At 59.5% G+C, this 19,864-nt stretch carries 15 protein-coding genes and 1 tRNA gene; 10 read left to right on the top strand and 6 right to left on the bottom strand.

The window, feature by feature from the left end:
* Window positions 1-23: 23 nt before the first annotated feature.
* Window positions 24-1,052, bottom strand: a complete 1,029-nt coding sequence (locus EOI86_RS11305; RefSeq protein WP_127765323.1) for a mitochondrial fission ELM1 family protein — start codon at window positions 1,050-1,052, stop codon at window positions 24-26.
* Between the two features lie 277 nt (window positions 1,053-1,329).
* Here EOI86_RS11305 and EOI86_RS11300 point away from each other — a divergent pair, with 277 nt between their 5' ends.
* Window positions 1,330-1,815 carry an Lrp/AsnC family transcriptional regulator gene (locus EOI86_RS11300; protein WP_127765322.1) on the top strand — a complete coding sequence of 162 codons (486 nt, stop codon included), beginning with the start codon at window positions 1,330-1,332 and terminating at the stop codon, window positions 1,813-1,815.
* A gap of 68 nt (window positions 1,816-1,883) precedes the next feature.
* On the opposite strand, the gene EOI86_RS11295 is transcribed toward EOI86_RS11300, so the two are convergent.
* The 3 genes from EOI86_RS11295 to carB all read right to left on the bottom strand — a co-directional run bounded on the left by EOI86_RS11295 (window position 1,884) and on the right by carB (window position 6,039).
* Window positions 1,884-2,108 (bottom strand): hypothetical protein, encoded by a 225-nt coding sequence (locus EOI86_RS11295; RefSeq protein WP_127765321.1) that lies wholly within the window; start codon window positions 2,106-2,108, stop codon window positions 1,884-1,886.
* A gap of 87 nt (window positions 2,109-2,195) precedes the next feature.
* Entirely contained in the window at window positions 2,196-2,669 is a 474-nt protein-coding gene (gene greA, locus EOI86_RS11290; protein WP_127765320.1) for a transcription elongation factor GreA, read from the bottom strand.
* A gap of 106 nt (window positions 2,670-2,775) precedes the next feature.
* Window positions 2,776-6,039 (bottom strand): carbamoyl-phosphate synthase large subunit, encoded by a 3,264-nt coding sequence (carB, locus tag EOI86_RS11285; RefSeq protein ID WP_127765319.1) that lies wholly within the window; start codon window positions 6,037-6,039, stop codon window positions 2,776-2,778.
* A gap of 165 nt (window positions 6,040-6,204) precedes the next feature.
* Between carB and EOI86_RS11280 the strand changes: the two genes are divergently transcribed.
* Entirely contained in the window at window positions 6,205-7,491 is a 1,287-nt protein-coding gene (locus EOI86_RS11280) for an O-antigen ligase family protein (protein ID WP_127765318.1), read from the top strand.
* An 8-nt stretch (window positions 7,492-7,499) separates the two neighbouring features.
* On the opposite strand, the gene carA is transcribed toward EOI86_RS11280, so the two are convergent.
* Entirely contained in the window at window positions 7,500-8,678 is a 1,179-nt protein-coding gene (gene carA, locus EOI86_RS11275) for a glutamine-hydrolyzing carbamoyl-phosphate synthase small subunit (RefSeq protein ID WP_127765317.1), read from the bottom strand.
* 203 nt (window positions 8,679-8,881) lie between these two features.
* On the opposite strand from carA, the gene EOI86_RS11270 reads away from it, so the two are divergent.
* The 8 genes from EOI86_RS11270 to EOI86_RS11235 all read left to right on the top strand — a co-directional run bounded on the left by EOI86_RS11270 (window position 8,882) and on the right by EOI86_RS11235 (window position 18,767).
* The gene (locus EOI86_RS11270; protein WP_127765316.1) at window positions 8,882-9,343 is read left to right on the top strand and encodes a GatB/YqeY domain-containing protein; all 462 of its coding nucleotides are present in this window, start codon (window positions 8,882-8,884) and stop codon (window positions 9,341-9,343) included.
* A gap of 162 nt (window positions 9,344-9,505) precedes the next feature.
* Complete coding sequence (gene dnaG / locus EOI86_RS11265) at window positions 9,506-11,377, top strand: DNA primase (protein ID WP_127765315.1); 1,872 nt, start codon at window positions 9,506-9,508, stop codon at window positions 11,375-11,377.
* Window positions 11,378-11,534: 157 nt separating this feature from the next.
* Complete coding sequence (rpoD, locus tag EOI86_RS11260; protein ID WP_127765314.1) at window positions 11,535-13,526, top strand: RNA polymerase sigma factor RpoD; 1,992 nt, start codon at window positions 11,535-11,537, stop codon at window positions 13,524-13,526.
* Between the two features lie 50 nt (window positions 13,527-13,576).
* On the top strand, window positions 13,577-14,950 hold the full coding sequence (locus EOI86_RS11255; protein ID WP_127765313.1) for an alpha/beta fold hydrolase: 1,374 nt from the start codon (window positions 13,577-13,579) through the stop codon (window positions 14,948-14,950).
* Window positions 14,951-15,116: 166 nt separating this feature from the next.
* Window positions 15,117-16,232, top strand: a complete 1,116-nt coding sequence (locus tag EOI86_RS11250; RefSeq protein WP_205032178.1) for a GNAT family N-acetyltransferase/peptidase C39 family protein — start codon at window positions 15,117-15,119, stop codon at window positions 16,230-16,232.
* Window positions 16,233-16,246: 14 nt separating this feature from the next.
* Entirely contained in the window at window positions 16,247-17,737 is a 1,491-nt protein-coding gene (locus tag EOI86_RS11245) for a RimK family protein (RefSeq protein ID WP_127765311.1), read from the top strand.
* 114 nt (window positions 17,738-17,851) lie between these two features.
* A tRNA-Ile gene (locus tag EOI86_RS11240) sits at window positions 17,852-17,928 on the top strand.
* Window positions 17,929-18,140: 212 nt separating this feature from the next.
* The gene (locus EOI86_RS11235; protein ID WP_205032177.1) at window positions 18,141-18,767 is read left to right on the top strand and encodes a DUF2238 domain-containing protein; all 627 of its coding nucleotides are present in this window, start codon (window positions 18,141-18,143) and stop codon (window positions 18,765-18,767) included.
* Window positions 18,768-18,844: 77 nt separating this feature from the next.
* On the opposite strand, the gene EOI86_RS11230 is transcribed toward EOI86_RS11235, so the two are convergent.
* Window positions 18,845-19,789 carry a LysR family transcriptional regulator gene (locus tag EOI86_RS11230; protein WP_127765309.1) on the bottom strand — a complete coding sequence of 315 codons (945 nt, stop codon included), beginning with the start codon at window positions 19,787-19,789 and terminating at the stop codon, window positions 18,845-18,847.
* Window positions 19,790-19,864: the final 75 nt, after the last annotated feature.

The following is a 19,864-nucleotide window of genomic DNA, read 5'->3' as shown; positions in this document are numbered from 1 at the left end:
TTCCCGCTTGGGCCGGATATTGGCTACTGAAACAGCTTTTTTACCGCCGCTGCGACCCGCGTCGTTTCATCCAACCGGACGGGTTGGTCGTCAAGATCGGCGGTATCGTCGAACATGCGGGCTGCGCCCTTGTCGATCACCTGCTGTTGGAAACGATCGAACTTGCCCGCCGCCCGCTCAGCGCCGGGCGCCGTTTCCAGGGGCATGATGTAGACGGGTTTGCCGCTGCTTGCGGCTTCGGAAACCATGTTGACCGAATCGCCCGTTACCAAAATTGCATCCGCTTGGGCTAGAAAACCGAAATAGGGGTTTTCGCCCGTGCCGTCCCAGAAGAATACGTTGGGGCCGCTCAGTGCCTGGCGCAGAACAGCTTCGTTCTCGGCCCCCGTCCGGCGAGACGCGGTTACCAGCAGCCCGGCGCCCAGCCGGCCGGCCAGGGCTGAAATTTGCGCCGCCATGCTCTCCGCGATGGCACGAGTCATCGTGAAGGCCTTGTTGCTGCCGCCGATCAGAACGGCGATCAGCGGCCGCGGCAGGTGGTCGAACTGGCCCGCGAAACCGGTCTTTGCCGCCGCTAATTTGGCTTTAGAAACCCGATGGATCGCCCCCGTCGTGACAATGACATTGGGCCCCGTCAAATTGTCGTGGCTGGGTACGGCGACAAGGTCGAAACGCTTCAAAGGCATATGTGGGTGCTGAATGTGCACGGCCTTGGTTTTTCCGCCGCTTGCCCGCTTCACCGCAAGGGCCGGACCGATGGCCTTTCGCCCACAGGAAATTACCAAATCCGGCCAGGGTGGCGTCAGCTTAGCGCTTTCCGCGCCCTTTAATCCGAACACACTGGGCGGCCAGAATGCAGGTGGCAGGCTACGCCATGGTTGGCGCAAGACAATGATCTTGTGTTCGAAGGGAAAGCCCACAGCTTCGGCCAACCCGATTGCTTGGTTGATGGTACCTACCCGGTCGTCGGTTATCACCCAGCACGTCCTGCCGCCATCCGGGGCTTCCGGGCCGGTCTTCAATTTCTGTGCGGTCATATCATCGGCGGGCATGGGCCATAATCTTTGTGATTTGTTCAAAAAGATTTCTGTGCTTGTCGGTCTAACAATAACCGTCGGTCCGCGCCATTCCGAACGTGTTTGCGCCGTCGACCTACCAGGGTAGCGGCCCAATTATGCGTGAACGAATTGATAATAATCTTGCGAAAATACCCTGATCTGTAATACGACGTTGCCAGCCGAAAGAGGTGGCGGACGCTTGCCGAAAGCAGTCCGCCGACCCAAGTAATGGCCCAACCTTAATTTTGTTTTGCCGCCAAGGGGAACGTTCGTGCGCCGCGAAAAGCTGGACCAAATCGACCGCCGAATCCTGGATGACCTGCAATCGGACGGTCGTATGACCAATGTGGAACTGGCCAGCCGGGCCGGTATATCGGCGCCGCCCTGCCTGCGCCGTGTGCGTGCGCTTGAAGAATCCGGCTACATCCGTGGCTATCACGCGGATATCGACCCGTCCCTGATGGGATTCGGCGTAACGGTTTTTGCTTTTGTCGGTCTGACCAGTCAGGCGGAAACGGATTTGGTGAGATTCGAGGAATGCGTCGCCGAATGGCCGCTGGTCCGCGAATGCTTCATGCTGCAGGGGGAAACCGATTTTCTGCTGAAAGTCGTCGCCGAGGATTTGGCGAGCTACAACAGGTTCCTGACCAATGAACTGACGGCAGCGCAGAATGTGGCGCATGTGCGCTCAGCCATTACGATTCGCCATTCCAAACAGGCCTTCGGTGTGCCGATCGATACCAGCCCCGACGCATAACGATAGACGTCGCGACAGAACTGCCGGCCACCGGCCCGGACCGCATCGCTGCCGAAGAAACCGCTGAGCTAGTTTTTTATCACCTTGTGATGGCCGGTCGTTTGTCCGACCTCATCGGCGATATCGTCATGCCCATTGCGGTTGGAGCGCACCACGAGCCACATCAGCCCCACATTTAAGATCAACACGCCGATTGCCCCCAGGATGAAGGCGAGCCAGCCATGCAGGCTGAATTCGACGCCCGTGGCGCCATTCAGCCAAGAGACGGCATTATCTATGAATTCGAAAGACATATCGGTGTTCCTGCCAAAAATGAAAAAGGCGCTTTTCGAAAGCGCCTCATCATACCGATCGCCGAGTAGGCCGGACCGGAATTCAGATTATTTAAATTCGACACTGACGATCTCATAATCCTTGGTGCCGCCGGGCGAATGCACTTCGATTGCGTCGCCGACGGACTTGCCGATCAGCGCTCGCGCCATCGGTGACGTCACCGCCAGTTTACCCGCAGCGATATCGGATTCCGATTCGCCGACGATCTGATATTTCTTCTCTTCGTCGGTTTCGCAATCGGCAATAACGACGGTAGCGCCGAACATGACCTGGTCGCCCGAAAGCTTCGTCGGGTCGATAATTTCGGCCCGGCTGGTCTTGTCTTCCAATTCGGCGATACGGCCTTCGACAAAGCTCTGGCGTTCACGCGCTGCATGGTATTCCGCATTCTCGGAAAGGTCGCCATGCTCGCGTGCTTCTGCAATCGCCTGAATGATGGCGGGGCGCTCGGTCCCCTTCAACATCTTCAATTCGGTCTGCAAGGCCTCATAGCCTTCCAAAGTCATAGGTACTTTTTCCATCGTCCCACCTATAGCGGTGCGCGGCTCTTATTGCGTAGCTGGCCGCACCCCCCTCCATAAAATAGATAGAGCCGGTCAAGCCGGCCCGGAACAATCTTCCAAAATGTCAGGAAGCATCCTTAAAATATGACTGAAGCGAGGCAACTTCAAGCCCGCCTTTAGCAACGGCCTTCATAGCGAAGGCAGCGGCCCGGATACCCGCGACGGTGGTGTAGTAGGGAACCGACCGTGTCAGGGCCGCCCGACGCAGCGAGAAAGAGTCCTCGATGGCCTTCTTGCCGGCTGTTGTATTGAGGACAAGCTTGACCTCACCATCGATGATCGCATCGACGACATGGGGCTGTCCTTCCAGAACCTTATTGATCTCCGCGACCTCCAGGCCCTGGTCCCGCAGGTAGCGCGCGGTGCCGCGCGTCGCGACAAGCGCGAAGCCCAGTTCCAACAGCGCCTTTGCCGGTTCCAGCATTGCTTCCTTGTCGGAATCCTTCACCGAAATGAAGATCTTGCCGTCCGTCGGAAGATCCGCGCCGCACCCGAACTGCGCCTTGGCAAAAGCACGGTAGAAATCCGTATCGAGGCCCATGACCTCACCGGTCGACTTCATTTCCGGTCCCAGCATAACGTCCACACCGGGGAACCGGCTGAACGGGAAGACCGCTTCCTTGACGGCGACATGGGCAAATTCCGGCCGCGCGCCAAGATTGAAGGCGGACAGCTTTTCACCGGCCATGATGCGGGACGCGATCTTCGCGATCGGCACGCCCGTCGCCTTGGCGACGAACGGGACCGTCCGGCTGGCCCGCGGGTTGACTTCAAGGATAAAGACTTCCCCGTCCTGGACCGCGTATTGGACGTTCATCAAGCCGACGACGTTCAATGCCCGCGCCAGTTCGCGGGTCTGGCGTTCCATTTCCGCGACGATTTCGGACTTCAATGAATAGGGCGGCAGGGAACAGGCACTATCGCCCGAATGGATCCCGGCTTCCTCGATATGTTCCATGACGCCGGCGACATAGACGTCCTCGCCGTCGCACAGGGCGTCGACATCGACTTCGATTGCGTCCCGCAGGTAGAAATCGACCAGAACGGGGTTCTTGCCGGAGACGTTAACCGCAGTGTTGATGTAGCGTCGCAGGTCGGGCTCGTCATGGACGATTTCCATCGCCCGGCCGCCCAGAACGTATGACGGCCGCAGCACGACGGGGTAGCCGATTTCCGAGGCTATCTTCACGGCCTGCTCTTCGGATTTGGCGGTGCCGTTCGGCGGCTGTTTCAATTGAATCTGCTTCAGCAGGGCCTGGAACCGTTCGCGGTCTTCCGCCAGATCGATCGCGTCGGGCGACGTGCCGAGGATCGGAATATCGGCTTTTTCCAGCGCGGCGGCCAATTTCAGCGGCGTCTGACCGCCGAACTGAACGATCACACCGTAAACCGAGCCCTTTGCCATTTCCGCATGGACGATTTCGACGACATCCTCGCCGGTCAACGGTTCGAAATACAAACGGTCGGACGTGTCGTAATCGGTCGATACGGTCTCAGGATTGCAATTGACCATGATGGTCTCGAAACCGGCGTCGGACAGGGCATAGGCCGCGTGGACACAGCAATAGTCGAATTCGATACCCTGGCCGATCCGGTTCGGACCGCCGCCCAGGATAAGAATTTTCTTCTGGTCTGACGGTTCGACTTCCGACTCCGCCTGTTCGAATCCATCGCCTTCGTAACAGGAATAGAGATACGGCGTCGGCGACGGGAATTCGCCCGCGCAGGTATCGATCCTTTTGAAAACCGGGCGCACGGAAAGGGCCCGGCGCGCTGCGGAAACTTCTTCTTCGGTTTGTTCGACCAGTTCGGCGAGCCGCGCGTCCGAGAATCCGATCTTCTTCAACTGGAGGAAGCCTTGCGTCGTGGTCGGCAGACCGTCTTTACGGACCGCTTCTTCAGTGTCGACGATCTCCTTGATCCTATCGATGAACCAAGGATCGATCTTGCAGGCATTGAAAATATCTTTTTCGGAAACCCCGTGCCGAAGGGCCTGCGCGACCACTAACAAGCGGTTCGGCGTGGGTTTGGACAGCTCGGACCGGATCGAATCGGGATCTTCCGCGTTTTCGATGACCACTTCGTTCAGGCCGGTAAGGCCCGTTTCCATGGATCGAAGGGCCTTCTGAAGGCTCTCGTTGAAGGTCCGCCCGATCGACATGGCCTCGCCGACGGATTTCATCGACGTGCTCAGCAATGCCTCGGCCCCGGGGAATTTTTCGAAGGTGAAGCGCGGCATCTTGGTGACGACATAGTCGATCGACGGTTCGAAGCTGGCCGGCGTGATCTTGGTAATGTCGTTGTCCAACTCGTCCAGGCGATACCCGACGGCCAATTTCGCCGCGACCTTCGCGATCGGGAAGCCGGTCGCTTTGGACGCCAATGCGGAGGAGCGAGAAACCCGCGGGTTCATCTCGATGACCACCAGACGGCCGTTCTCCGGGTTGACGGCGAACTGCACATTAGAGCCACCGGTATCGACCCCGATTTCGCGCAGACAGGCGATCGAGGCGTTCCGCATGATCTGGTATTCCTTGTCCGTCAGCGTCAGGGCCGGCGCGACGGTGATCGAATCCCCGGTATGGATTCCCATCGGGTCGATATTTTCGATCGAACAGATGATGATGCAGTTATCCGCGCCGTCGCGGACGACCTCCATCTCGTATTCTTTCCAGCCGAGCACCGATTCTTCGACCAGAACCGTGCCGACAGGCGAGGCGCGCAGACCGGTATGGATCAGGTTCGTGAACTCTTCCTTGTTATAGGCGATGCCACCGCCGGTGCCGCCCAAGGTGAAGGAGGGCCGGATAATCGCGGGTAGTCCGACTGAATCGAGCGCGGCCAGCGCCTCGTCCAGGTTGGAAACCATTTTCGAGCGCGGACTTTCCAGCCCGATCTTGTCCATTGCCTCCCGGAAGCGTTGCCGGTCTTCAGCCTTGTCGATGACATCGGCCTTGGCGCCGATCATTTCCACGCCCAGGCGCTCGAGGGCGCCGGATTTGTCCAGGGCGAGCGCCGTGTTCAAAGCGGTTTGCCCGCCCATGGTCGGCAGCACGACCATTTTTTCGTCGGGATGCGCTTCGCGTTCCTTTTGCAGGATGCGCTCGACCGTATCCGGCGTGATCGGTTCTACATAGGTCGCATCCGCCGTGTCCGGGTCGGTCATGATCGTCGCGGGGTTCGAATTGACCAACACCACGCGGTAACCGCATTCGCGCAGCGCCTTGCAGGCCTGGGTTCCGGAATAATCGAATTCGCAGGCCTGGCCGATAACGATGGGCCCGGCTCCGATAATCAAGACGGCGTCGATGTCTTCCCGCTTAGGCATGATGAAATCCTGAGAACTGAGTGATTTTTGTGGACCAGCCAGACTGATCCCGCAGTCGGCGCTTCCTTTATCGTATGGGCCCGGATATGACCAGTCGGCATTGCAAATCATTGCGCTGCCGCGTACGGACCTATCGCGCCGGAAGGGCCGGCCGAGACCGCCCCCGTGGCACCGGTTCCCGCCAAGGCGACGCGGCGTTTTCAAACCAACGACTTTGCTGCTGAGGTCCGTGTGACTGAAAAGGTTAGAATATACGGCAATGTGTTCACCGTTCTGGTGTTCGCGGGCAGTTTCGCCGCGGCGGTCCTATCGCCACAGGCCATGGCGCCGTTGGTCATGCTGTACGCGTTGGGCATTGCTGTCCTGAATTGGCGCAATTTCAAATTGGCCCCGAAGTCATTCCTGCCGATCGCCGCCGGTGTTTCGCTGCTTGCTTGGGCGCTTGCCAGCGCTCTGTGGTCGTTGGACCCAGGCCTTAGCCTGGAAAGGTCCCTCCGCCTGTTTCTGATGATTGCCCTGGCAGCGCTGGTGGCGATCGTCCTGCCGAATGTCAGGGTCGGGAAAAGGGGCGCCTTGATCATCGCCGGTGCAATCTTTTGTGCATCCGGCCTTATCATTCTCGACACCGTGCTCGGTTTGTCGATCGGTCCGCATCTGGCAAAGGGGGGCGACCCCTATGATCGAACGGGCCCGCTTTTTGTTCTTCTATTATTGCCGACCTTCACGATCATTGATGGACGATTTGGGCGGAAGGTGTCGATTTCGCTGGTGTTTCTGTCGGTTGCCGCCGTCCTGCTGCTTTCGAACAAGGCGTCGGTCTTGGCCCTGATTCTGGGGCTTGGCGCTTGGATCGTCTATATGGCTCTGCGTCGATTCGGGCCCCAGCTGGCGGTTGCCGCAATTCTGGTTTTTACCGTGGTTCAGCCACTGGGCGTGGCGGCGTTTCATTCCCAAATCGGACAATGGTCGCTGTCGTCCAATGCGGAATCGGGAATCCGCCATCGCGCCTATATCTGGGCCTTCAGTGCGGAAAAAGCGCTGGAACGTCCGGTCTTTGGGTGGGGGATAGGAACCAGCCGAGCCGTACCGGGTGGGGACACGAAGGCCACATTCCTGCGGCCGGATGGTACCATCGCCGGACAAGGGGAAGCGATTCCGCTGCATCCCCATAACGCATTTCTGCAGGTTTTTCTGGAAATGGGCTTGGTTGGAATGGGCTTGGTCGCCCTGACATTGTCCGTCGCCGCATACCGCTTCGCCCGGCTTTTGCAGCCGGCCGGTCTTCTGGGGCCGGGAATCGCGTTTATTGTCGCGGCCCTTACCATTTCATCGATCAGTTTCGGTGCGTGGCAGGGCTGGTGGGTTTCCGCGCAACTTCTCGTCGGTGCCTTGCTGACCGGTTTGGCAAGGACACATACACGCGCGGTCGGCAAAGCTGAAAGCGTTCGTTAAAGGCCCGTTTAGGCTGGGACTTTGCGCTCTTCCAGCATGTTCACGAACCGCAGGAACAGATAATGCGAGTCCTGAGGACCTGGTGAGGCTTCCGGGTGATACTGCACCGAAAAGACCGGACGGCCCTTTAACCGTATGCCTTCAAGCGTTCCGTCGAACAGGGAGACATGGGTCTGTTCCACGCCGTCGGGCAGATTGTCGTCCCGCACGACGAAGCCATGGTTCTGGCTGGTGATCTCGACCTTCCCGGTCTGAAGATCCTTGACCGGATGGTTCCCACCGCGGTGGCCCCGATCCATTTTCTTCGTTTCGGCACCAAGCGCCAGGGCCAGCAACTGGTGACCCAGGCAGATACCGAAGATTGGGATGTCTTGAGCCAGGATCTGCTTGATCGCGGGCACGGCGTATTTGCCGGTTTCGGCAGGATCGCCCGGACCGTTCGACAGGAAGACGCCGTCCGGTTGATGTCGCAGGATGTCTTCGCCGGTCGAGGTTGCGGGAACCACCGTCACCCGGCAGCCCAGATCGGCAAGGCAACGCAGGATATTGCGTTTCGCGCCGTAATCGACCGCCACGACATGGAATTTCGGGTCGGTGAGCTGTCCGTATCCTTGGCCCAGCGTCCAAGCGGTCTCGGACCACTCATAGGTCTGCAGGCAGGTAACTTCTTTGGCGAGGTCCATACCCTCCAGGCCCGGCCATTCCTGGGCCTGTTTCACCAGGGCCGGTATGTCGAAGGCGCCGTCGGGCGCATGGACGATAACGCCGTTAGGCGCGCCGCCGTCCCTGATGCGACGGGTCAGCTTGCGTGTGTCGATGCCGGCGATGCCCGGCAAGTCGTGCGCTTTCAGCCAGCCGTCCAGATGGCTGATGGCCCGGAAATTAGACGGCTCGGTGATATCGGCGCGCAGGATGCAGCCGCGCGCGGCCGGCGTCGTCGATTCGATGTCTTCCAGATTGGCGCCCACATTGCCGATATGCGGGAAGGTGAAAGTAATGATTTCTCCCGCATAGGAAGGGTCGGTCATGATTTCCTGATACCCGGTAAGCGAGGTGTTGAAGCAAACCTCGCCGACCTTGGCAGTGGCGGCGCCAATGCCGCGCCCCCAAAAGACGCTGCCGTCTGCAAGCACAAGAACGGCTGTGGCGCCTGGAGGAGGCGTCATCCCGGAAGCGGTGTCTGTCATCGAAATCAGTCCTTTAGCGCATCGCCGCAGACTCTTATGCCGGTGCAGCCTAAAAATCAAGATGGCACGAAATAAAATTATCATTCAATTTCAGGTGCTTACCGGAATGGCAATGGTTGCGGGTCAAGACGCTTTCCATTAGGGTCTCTCGCTTGCCGGGCAAGGGTACGATGGCCCGTATACGGGAATAGTGTGGAGGGGATATGTCGGCATTGCGCGATTCCATCAATCAGGCTCTCAAGGATTCGGTAAGGTCGAAGGACACCGTCAGCACCAGGACGCTGCGGCTGATCCTGGCGGCGATCAAGGACCGCGACATCGCAGCCCGCGGCAAGGGCGCGACCGAAGGAATCAGCGATGATGAGCTTTTGTTGATGCTGCAGACGATGATCAAGCAGCGCCGGGAAAGTATCACGATGTACGAACAAGGCGGGCGCCTTGAATTGGCGGAAGGCGAGCGCGGCGAGATCGTCGTCATAGAACGCTTCTTGCCGAAGCAGATGGACGAAGCCGAAATGAAGGCCGCGATCGACGGGCTGATCAGGGAATTGGGGGCGTCCGGTCTAAAGGAAATGGGGAACGTGATGGCGGAGTTGCGGACCCGATTCGCCGGACAGATGGATTTCGGTAAGGCCGCCGGCCTGGTCAAGGCCAGCCTCTCCTAATCCGGCGTCAACGGCCGGGCGACCTTATTCGCCGAATTTTGATCGCCATGGCCGACGCCCCGATTTGACGGTACTTTTTCTCCGCCCCCTGTGGTCTACTTTTCTGCCTGCCGTTTCGGTGGGCGACGGACGGCGGTTGGCTAAGCCGCGAAGGCATAGGTTATGGCGTTTCCCCCTGGGTTTCTGGATGAAGTGAGAGCGCGGGTCTCCTTGAGCGGCCTGGTCGGTCGGCGTGTCCAGTTGAAACAGCGCGGCCGAGACGATTGGTGGGGCCTGTCCCCTTTCGTGAACGAAAAGTCGCCCTCCTTCCATGTCCGAGAAGACAAAGGCTTCTTTCACTGTTTCTCAAGCGGTGAACACGGCGATCATTTTTCCTGGCTGATGAAGCTGGAAGGGCTGTCCTTCCCCGAAGCGGTTGAGCGCTTGGCCACCGATGCCGGCCTGGATATGCCGGAACGGACGCCGGAACAAAAAGCAGCCGACGAACGCCGCGGCGGGCTAACCGACGCGACAGAAGCGGCGTGCGGCTATTTCCAGCGCGCGTTGCGGTCTGAAGCCGGGCGGGAAGCGTTAAAATATTTGCGGGACCGCGGCTTGAAGGATGAAACCATTGCCGCGTTCCGGCTGGGATATGCGCCGGGCGATAGCGGGGGCTTCAAGGATGCGATGACCAAGGCGGGCATCCCCGAGCAGGTCCTGATGGAAACGGGTTTGATGCGCCGATCGGACGGCGGCCGCAGCCCCTATGCGTTTTTCCGCGACCGTATCCAATTCCCGATTTTGGATGCCCGCGGCCGGGTCATCGCCTTCGGTGGGCGATTCATGGGCGACGCGAAGGCGGCCGGCGTCGGCAAATACGTCAATTCCCCGGATACGGTGCTCTTCGACAAGGGGCGAACCCTCTACAACTTGCAAAACGCGAGGCAAGCCGCCCATGACGGCCAGACCGTACTGGTCGTTGAAGGGTATATGGATGTGATCGCGCTGGCCGAATACGGGTTGGACGCGGCGGTCGCTCCGTTGGGCACCGCGATTACCGAACACCAATTGCAGCTTCTATGGCGTTTCTCGGACGAGCCGGTCCTGTGTCTGGATGGGGACGATGCCGGTTTGCGGGCAGCCCTGCGGGCGGCGGAACGGGCTTTGCCGCTGCTGAAACCCGGAAAGAGCCTTCGCTTCGCCTTCCTGCCGGCGGGTGAGGATCCCGATACGCTGGTGCGCGGCCAGGGGGCGAAAGCGATCACGACACAGGTCGACACGGCAGAACCGTTGGACCTTGTCCTTTGGCGGTCCGAAGTGGGAAATCAGCCGGTGGATACGCCCGAACGGCGTGCCGCACTGGAAGATCGTTTGAAGAAACTTGCGGGGCAGATCGAGGACGAAAGCGTCCGGCGCGAATATTTCAGAACCTTCAACGACAGGGCCTGGTCGGCGTTTCGCCAGAACCGCGGCGGGCAAGGCAAGACGGGGGGGCGCGGCGGGTTCCGTGCCGGTGGCGGCAACGGCCGATCCGCGAATGGACGCCCATTCCAACAGCCCCAATCCAAGCGAATCATGCGTTTGAAGCCCGGAATGTCGCGCCGCCGGCAGCAGGTTCTTCTCGCCGCGCTGCTTAACCATCCCGCTTTGTTGCCGGATTTCGACGAGGATTTGCGGCTGGTGGAGTTCGATGCCGATCTTGACAAGCTATTGCTAGCGCTTCAGAACATCACGACCATCGGGGTAGATCTTGACGTCGAGGCCATTAACCACCACTTCGCTGAACATGGGAGCGAGCAGCTCTTGCGGTTGGTCCGCAATCGTGAGGTTCTGGACTTGGCCCGGCAGGCACGGGCCGACGCGCCCGACGCGGAAGCCAGATCGCTGATCGAACACATCCTGCGCCTTCGCTCCCAGGAAACTCTTCAGAGTGAGTTGGAAACGGCAGCTCGCGGGGCTAGTGATGAAGTGGCCGAGGCTCGGGTGGTTGCCTTTCACGACACGTTTTCGGACGGTGAAAGGGATTTGTGCGACGGAGAGGACGACATTCTTTAGAGTGTCGTCGCAATAGTTTTTTGTGTGCCGCCTTCTGCAACGCCGGAATGTGCGGTCACGGTAGGGTCAAATGCCTGGCGGACGGCCGCGGTATTTGGTCGTTGACGAGGATTATGCGTCAATATCGCATGGCGGATAGGCGGTAGGGAAATAGCTAATGGCAACAAAAGCAGAAGCGACTGATCGTTCCGAATCCGGTGATGAGCAGACCGACGGCCCCCTGTTGGACGTTATCGAACAAGCTGTCAAAAAGCTTGTGGCGAAGGCGAAGGAGCGGGGCTTCATCTCTATCGACGAGCTGAACGCGGCGCTTCCGCAGGAGCAGGTTTCTTCCGAACAGATCGAAGACACGATGACGATGTTGTCCGAAATGGGCATCAATGTCGTCGATACGGAAGAATCCGATAACGAGGCCGAACCCGCCGGGGAAAGCGAAACCGAAACAAGCCAATCGGCCGCCGGCAATATTGCCGATGACGATGTCGGTCGGACTGACGATCCGGTCCGAATGTATCTGCGTGAAATGGGCTCGGTCGAACTGCTGTCCCGCGAAGGCGAAATCGCCATTGCGAAACGGATCGAGGCCGGGCGCGAGAAGATGATCGGCGCGCTTTGTGAAAGCCCGCTGACCATGCGCGCGATCACCGAATGGCACGACTCCCTCGTTGAAGAATTGATGTTGCTTCGCGATGTCATCGATTTGGACGCCACGATGAGCGGCGGGCCGGACGGTGAAAACGAATTGGTGCCCGGCGTTGCCGGTGCGGCACCCGGCGCCGAGTCCGACGATGAAGACGACGACGAAGAAGAGGACGAATCCTCCGAAAAGGCCGAGGGTGAGGACGAGGACGGCGAAGAGTCGGACGAGGACGGCGAAGACAACAACATGTCCCTTGCGGCCATGGAACAGCTTCTGAAGCCGACGGTCCTTGAAACCTTTGAGCAGATCGCCTCGACCTATGCCAAGCTGCAACGGGCCCAGGACAAGCGTTTGCAATCGCTGCAGAAGGGTGAATCCGCGTCGGCGTCGACGGAACGGACCTATGAAAAGCACAAGAAAGAGCTGATCGAGCTTCTGAAATCCGTCCGTTTGAACAATATGCGGATCGAACAGCTGGTCGAAGAACTCTACCAGCTTAACAAGCGGCTGACCGCCTCGGAAGGAAAGCTGCTGCGTCTCGCGCTCGATTCCAAGGTCAAACGCGAGGACTTCCTGGAAAAATACTACGGCAACGAACTCGACCCGAACTGGGTCGACGAGGTCGCGGGCGTTAACAAGAATTGGGCGGCTTTCGTCGAACGCAGCCGTCGGAAAATCGAAAACATTCGGAACGACGTGGCGGAAATCACCGAAGACGCCGCCATGCCGATCGGGGAATTCCGGCGCATTACGTCGACCGTCCAGCAGGGCGAACGCGAAGCGGCGCGCGCCAAGAAGGAAATGGTCGAGGCCAACCTGCGCTTGGTTATTTCCATCGCCAAAAAATACACCAATCGCGGCCTGCAGTTCCTGGATCTGATCCAGGAAGGGAATATCGGCCTGATGAAGGCGGTCGATAAGTTCGAATACCGCCGCGGCTACAAGTTCTCGACCTATGCGACCTGGTGGATTCGGCAGGCGATCACGCGATCGATCGCCGACCAGGCCCGGACCATCCGTATTCCGGTCCATATGATTGAAACGATCAACAAGCTGGTCCGCACCTCGCGTCAAATGCTGCACGAAATCGGCCGCGAGCCGACGCCGGAAGAGTTGGCCGAAAAGCTGCACATGCCGCTGGAAAAGGTCCGCAAGGTTCTGAAGATCGCCAAGGAGCCGATCAGCCTTGAAACCCCAATCGGGGACGAGGAAGACAGCCATCTCGGCGATTTCATCGAGGACAAGAACGCAATTCTGCCGGCGGATGCGGCGATCCAATCCAACCTGCGGGAAACGACGACGCGTGTCTTGGCCTCGTTGACGCCGCGTGAAGAACGCGTGCTGCGCATGCGCTTCGGCATCGGCATGAACACCGACCATACGCTGGAAGAGGTCGGCCAACAGTTCAAGGTCACCCGCGAACGTATCCGTCAGATCGAAGCGAAGGCGCTGCGGAAGCTGAAGCATCCGTCGCGCAGCCGGAAACTGCGCAGCTTCCTCGACTATTAAACCCGAATTTGGGTGGGGACCGATGGCGGTCGACAGGGCACAGCGCGTCAATGCTTAATCCTGTCGAGCGTTCCCTTGTCTCTTTCATTTCCCGTCCCTGGTTCGACCGGGTGGCGACACCCGCGATTTCCCGCCTTTTCTTCCCCTTGTCAGCGGCCTGGGCTGCGGCTGTCGTCGCCGGGGGTGACCAGGATAGATTTGTCGCCAACCTGAATGACGGTCCGGGCCGCCGGTCCGTCCCCACGGGTTTATTGCGGATGACGGTTAAGGCTGCCGACCGCTATGCGGACGCGCTGGCCCATTGGGAAGACGGCTTGTTCGGCCCCGTTGACGGTGCGGATGACACGCTTGTACGGCTTGAACGCGCCCGGCTTCGACATTCTCGCGCTTTCATGGGGCTACGCGCCGCGTTTCTGCCTGGCCATTTGGAAAGGTCCTTCCCGGCTGCCCGTTTCGCGATTGAGGATGAAGAAGTCGTATCGGTCCGGCACAGGGCGCGCCTTGCCGATCCGATTGGCGGATTCCTGCCCGAACTGGACACGCCGGTTTCGGAAAGCCGGGCCGTGGCTGTCGGCGAAACGGTGTTCCGCTGGCTGCGCTTTACCCCGCCGATCGGCGCGAAGGACTTGCTGCCGGCTGAGGCGCGCGTTCTGGAGCGGACGGACAAGCCGCCACGCGCCACCGTGTTGTTTCTGCATGGGATCGGCATGGAAACGGAACAATGGGGGGAACATCCGGCGATTGCCAATTGGGTTCTGGACCAGGGCTTCCGCGTGGTCGAACCGCACGGTCCCTGGCATACGCGCCGTGCCTTGCCCGGCCGCTATGGCGGGGAGCCTATTTTGGCCCGCGGCGTCGGCGGATTGCTGGATTATTCCTGGACCCATGTTCGAGAAGTGGGGCGGTTGATCGCCTGGGCTCGGCAACGGGATATCGCGGCGGGCCGTGACCCGGGGCCGGTGCTTTTGGTCGGGACCAGCCTGGGCGCACTGACCACCATGCAATTGTTGAGTTGGTCGGGAAACTGGCCGAAAGAGGCTCGGCCGGACAGCGCCTTGCTTATCGCGCCCGCCGCATCGCTGGCCGATGTCGCTTTCCGCGGGTCCTTGACCGGACAGATGGGCGTCCCGAAAAAACTGAACGAAGCTGGCTGGACCGAGGAAACGGTGGCGCATTGGGCACGGCTTCTGGATGCGGCAGATAGCCCGTGCATTCCGCCGGACCGCATCTGCGCCGCGTTAGGCACGATGGATGAAATCACGCCCTTCAACTCCGGCCGAGAGCTTATCCGCCGTTGGAATATTCCGGCCGGCAATTGGTGGGTCAGGGAACAGGGGCATTTTTCCGTCGGTCTTGGCATCACGGCGGAACCGACCCCCTTGCATCAGGCGGTTTCGATCACGCTTGCCGCGGCGGGGCGCTGACGGCGACGCGCGGTTCCGCAAGCCATGCAGGAATGTGTTGGCGCCCGTGCACTGCATGCAACGGAATTCCGCTATGCGGCAAGGCAAAATGGTATTATAGCGCGCACTTGATTTAACGGACCCGATTTCGCGACAGCGCGAAAGAACCGGTCCGAAAGCCCAAAAGATGGATGGCATTCTAGCCGCTTACGATATTCGACCCGCGACAATCGACGACGTGGATGCCCTCGTCGCCTGCGAGGACGCCTGTTTCGAAACCGACCGGATCAGCCGCCGAAGCTTCCGTCATCTTCTGACGAAGGGGCATCAGGCGACGCGCGTCTTGTGTGACCCGTCAGGCGGGATCATCGGTTATGCCATGGTGCTGTTTCATCGCGGCACGTCCTTGGCCAGGCTCTATTCCCTCGCGGTTCTGCCGACTCAGCGCGGTCACGGCTATGCCCGCAAACTTCTCGGCGCCGCCGAAGACGCGGCCGGGGAAGAGGCGGCTTTCCTTCGCCTGGAGGTCAATGCCGGGAACGATCGGGCGATTGAACTATACCGTCAGGCGGGCTTCCGTCCCTTCGGGCGGATTGAGGACTATTACGAGGACGGGGCCGACGCCCTGCGCTTCGAAAAGGCGCTTGCCGGCAAGCCGCCGCCGGGGCTGGAGAAATTTCCCTATTATCCTCAAAGCCTGAATTTCACCTGCGGGCCCGCTTGTTTGCTGATGGCCTTCGCCGCGTTGAAGCCGGGTACCGAACCCACGCGGGTCGAGGAGCTTCGCCTGTGGCGGGAATCGACGACCGTCTTCATGACGCGCGGGCCTGCAGGCTGCTCGCCCTATGGCATGGCCCTGGCGGCGGCCGATAGGGGGTTCAAGGTCGGCCTTAATGTCCACGACCCGGATGTGATGTTCGTGGATTCGGTGCGCGCCCCGGCCAAGAAGGAAATCATCCGCCTTGTGCAGGAAGACTATCTTGCGCAACTGAAGGCGCGGAAAATTCCGGTGAAAAGCTGGCCGCTGACCTTGAAGGAATTGCAGGCCGTCGTCGCAAAGGGCGGCGTGCCGATCGTCCTCATTTCCACCTATGCGCTCGACCGTGAAAAGGTGCCGCATTGGGTTGTGGTGGTCGGTTTGGACGACCGCTTCGTCTATGTCCACGATCCCTTCGTCGACCCAGATGTGATCCAAAGTCAGACCGACCGTATGGCGCTGCCCATCCCGCGCGAAGATTTCGAACGGATGTCTCGATACGGCCGTGCCAAGCAGCGGGCGGCTATCGTTATTCAAAATACCTGATCGGAGGAAAGGCTGTGAGCCGAACCGTCTTCATTCTGGACGACCCGAAGGACTTTCCCTTTGCCGGTCCTGGCCGGGAAATCATTTCCGCGCGCGACTATTTGGGGCGGGACAAGCCCTATTCCACGCGCACGCGCCTGGTCAATCTGTGCACCGACTACAGCTATTTAAGCAAAGGGTACTATTGCGCCCTGACCGCCGAAGCGCGTGGCGACAAAATTCTGCCCTCGGCGGAAGCGATGCTTTGGGTCGGCTGGAAACGCATTTACCGGCGGGCGCTGGGCGACCTGGAACGGCTGCTGACCAAGGCGCTGGTCGGGCGGAAAAGCAACGACCCGGCGGAAGATGACCCCCAAGGACCGATCACGGTTTGCTTCGGCATGGCCGCGGACGCGCGGTTCAAGAATTTAGCGCGGGTTGTCTTCGATGCTTTCCGCTGTCCGATTCTGCGAATTCAGTTTGAAAAGGCGGAAACCGAACGCGGCAAGCCGATATTCCGCATCCGTGACGTGACCGTGCCGAACTGGCGCACCTTGCGCGGGGCCGACCGGGACCTGTTCGCGTCGGGGTTGGATGCCTATACCAAACGCAGCCGGCCGTTGGCCGGTCAGGTGCGTCCGCCGCGTTATACGCTGGCGGTGCTGTTGGATCCGAAAGAGGCGATGCCGCCGACCAACAAGCTTGGCATCGAACGCTTGATCCGCGCCGGCGCCTCGCTGGGGGTTAAGGTGGAGACGATCGGCAAGGGTGACCTCGCCCGGTTGGCGGAATACGACGCGCTGTTCATCCGCGAGACGACGGCGCTGGACCATCACACCTATCGGTTCGCCAAGCGTGCGGAACAGGAAGGTATCCCGTGTTTGGACGATTCCGTGTCGATCCTGCGTTGCACCAACAAGGTCTATCTGGCCGAATTGTTCCGTACCCATAACATCCCGGCCCCCAAGACTGCCGTGATCGACAAGGACAATCTGGAACGCATCGCCAAGGAAAGCGATTTTCCCGTCGTCCTGAAAGTGCCGGACAGCGCCTTCTCAAAGGGTGTGAAACGGGCGGACGACAAGGACCAGATGATCGTGCTGGCGAAGGAGATGCTGGAGCATTCCGACCTGATCCTGGCCCAGGAATACATGCGGACCGATTTCGATTGGCGCATCGGTATCTTGAACGGGACGCCCCTCTTCGCGTCCAAATACTTCATGGCGCGCGGGCATTGGCAGATCGTCAATCACGCCGCCAAAGGCGGCCCGGATGAAGGCGGTTTTTCAACGGTACCGATAGAGGAGGTGCCGCCGGCCATCCTGGACGCCGCGCTCGCCGCGGCGCGGCCAATCGGCGATGGGCTTTACGGGGTCGACTGCAAATTGATCGACGATAGGGCGGTGGTGATCGAAGTGAACGACAACCCCAACCTGGACGGGGGGATCGAGGACAAGCTGCTGAAGGATGAATTATGGCGCATCATCCTGCGCGATTTCATCCGCAGGATTGAGGAAGTACGGTGATGGTTCCAACCGTGTTTCGTCGATTATTGGCAAATTAACCTTTGGCTGGCATACCCAGTGCTGCTTTGCTATACGCGGGTTCGGTTCGGTGTCGACCGGATCATCGATACGTGGGGGCCTGTAGCTCAGTTGGTTAGAGCGGACCGCTCATAACGGTTTGGTCGCGGGTTCGAATCCTGCCAGGCCCACCATTTCCCCCCTTTTGACCCCGATGCTCAGTTTTTGCAGCGGTGCCGACGCAATATCTTGTTGGTTGGCATTTTCCAGCGGCGCTTCAGGAGCAAGTCGGTGGAGTGATCTCCGCTCGTGCGCTATAGCGGAAAGGCGGCGCGGCAAGACCGAGCCAATCCCGAACGGGAATACCGAGACGTGGATGCCACAGGCCGCTGCCCAGGAAGAGCCGTTGATAACACAAAAAAAGCTGGAATTCGTTTTGCTTCTGCTGTGCGCGGCGGCGCTGGTCGTCAGCGGCATTGGACCCTTCGACCGGCTGACATGGTTCCTGGAGGTTTGGCCTGTCATGCTCGGCTTGCCTTTGCTGGTCCTCACCAGTGGTCGTTTTCCGCTCTCTTTTTTGGTTTATGTCCTGCTTTTCGTGCATGCGCTGATATTGCTTGTCGGCGGACATTATAGTTACGCAAATGTCCCGCTTGGCTTCTGGTTGCAGGATGTCTTCGATTTCACTCGGAATCACTATGATCGGATCGGCCATTTGGCGCAGGGGTTCATCCCGGCATTGTTGGCGAGGGAGATTCTTGTCCGAACCTCGCCGCTAAAAGGAAGTCGGTGGCTGCCGTTTCTGGTCGTCTGTTTCTGTCTGGCCTTTAGTGCGCTGTATGAATTGCTCGAATGGGCCGCTGCCGTCGTTCTTGGGGAAGGTGCCGACGAATTCCTGGGGACCCAGGGCGACCCTTGGGATACGCAAACGGATATGTTCCTTGCATTGTCAGGCGCTGTTGCGTCGCTTCTGCTGTTGTCGAAATGGCATGACCGAAGCATGGCGCGTTTGACTGCGGCAGTGGGACGCTAGAAGCGACCAAGGCTCATAGAACAGGCGAACACGTTTTCATCATCACGGTGCATGACCCAGTTCGACAAGGTTTACGCCTACCGTTCCCCATCGGTGTTGAAAAGTTCGCCAAGGTCGCCCGGCTCCGCGAATTCCGCGCAGGCGGAAAGGTATTTCACCAAGGCGGTATAGAACGTGCTGGCGGCTGCTTCCATCGGTTGGCCCGACGGCGTGATCAGGGCCAGTTCGAAGTGGATTCTGGGCTCGAAGGGGCGCCAATCGGTTCCATCATCCAGTTTCCGGGTTCCGTTTATGGCGTCGATTAGGGCGATGCCGGCGCCGGCGCGGACCAGATTTCGGGCAATCGCGAAGTAGGAGCAGGATACACGCCGCTCGATCCGGACGCCGGCTTCCGCCGCCAAGGAATCGACTTCCTTGTCCACGGTGTGATCCCCCGTAATCGCGATAATCGATCGTCCGGCCAGCATTTCGGGGCGGATCACCGCTTCCTTACCCAGAGGGTCCCCTTCCTGGAAAACGCACACGCAGGGCAGTTTGAAAATCGTGGTGTCCAGCCCGGCGACGGGTACCGGTGCATCGATAAGACCGATGTCGACCTGTCTGCCACTGGCGAACATGGCAATTTGACGCGAACTGCGTATCTTCAAATCCACATAAATCTCAGGGTAGTATTTCTGAAAATCGGCGATCAGCCAGGGCAACAGATTGATCGCCACGGCGCCATTGCTTGCGATGCTGATACTGCCCACCCGACCGGACGAGATTTCCGCCGCGCGCCGTTCGATCCGCGTCAGCGCAAGCAGGCCGACTTCGGTCTCTGCATGCAGGGCCTGTGCCTCGCCCGTCGGGGCGAAATACCCTTTCGTCCGGTGGAAAAGGGGGAAGCCCAATTCCTTCTCGAATGCCGATAGGGCAAGGCTGACTGCGGGTTGCGTCAGGTTGAGCCGTTCGGCGGCGCGCGAGACGGATCCAGCCTCCATCAAAGCGTGAAAAACTTCCAAATGCCTTCTTTTGACCCGCATGTCGCCCCCGACGATGAAGCCTAAAGTATAAGGAAATTGAATTTTCCCATTACACTGCTTAAAGCAACTTTATAT

This window comes from Hwanghaeella grinnelliae, assembly GCF_004005845.1.
GTDB classification, from domain to species: domain Bacteria; phylum Pseudomonadota; class Alphaproteobacteria; order UBA8366; family Aestuariispiraceae; genus Hwanghaeella; species Hwanghaeella grinnelliae.
This window is presented reverse-complemented; position numbering and strand designations above follow the sequence as displayed.

Coding starts and splice junctions, on each gene's coding strand:
- carB (WP_127765319.1), bottom strand. CDS start 6,039: ATGCCTAAGCGGGAAGACATCGACGCCGTCTTGATTATCGGAGCCGGG.
- EOI86_RS11250 (WP_205032178.1), top strand. CDS start 15,117: ATGGATGGCATTCTAGCCGCTTACGATATTCGACCCGCGACAATCGAC.
- EOI86_RS11270 (WP_127765316.1), top strand. CDS start 8,882: ATGTCGGCATTGCGCGATTCCATCAATCAGGCTCTCAAGGATTCGGTA.
- greA (WP_127765320.1), bottom strand. CDS start 2,669: ATGGAAAAAGTACCTATGACTTTGGAAGGCTATGAGGCCTTGCAGACC.
- EOI86_RS11295 (WP_127765321.1), bottom strand. CDS start 2,108: ATGTCTTTCGAATTCATAGATAATGCCGTCTCTTGGCTGAATGGCGCC.
- EOI86_RS11255 (WP_127765313.1), top strand. CDS start 13,577: ATGCTTAATCCTGTCGAGCGTTCCCTTGTCTCTTTCATTTCCCGTCCC.
- EOI86_RS11230 (WP_127765309.1), bottom strand. CDS start 19,789: ATGCGGGTCAAAAGAAGGCATTTGGAAGTTTTTCACGCTTTGATGGAG.
- EOI86_RS11305 (WP_127765323.1), bottom strand. CDS start 1,052: ATGCCCGCCGATGATATGACCGCACAGAAATTGAAGACCGGCCCGGAA.
- dnaG (WP_127765315.1), top strand. CDS start 9,506: ATGGCGTTTCCCCCTGGGTTTCTGGATGAAGTGAGAGCGCGGGTCTCC.
- rpoD (WP_127765314.1), top strand. CDS start 11,535: ATGGCAACAAAAGCAGAAGCGACTGATCGTTCCGAATCCGGTGATGAG.
- carA (WP_127765317.1), bottom strand. CDS start 8,678: ATGACAGACACCGCTTCCGGGATGACGCCTCCTCCAGGCGCCACAGCC.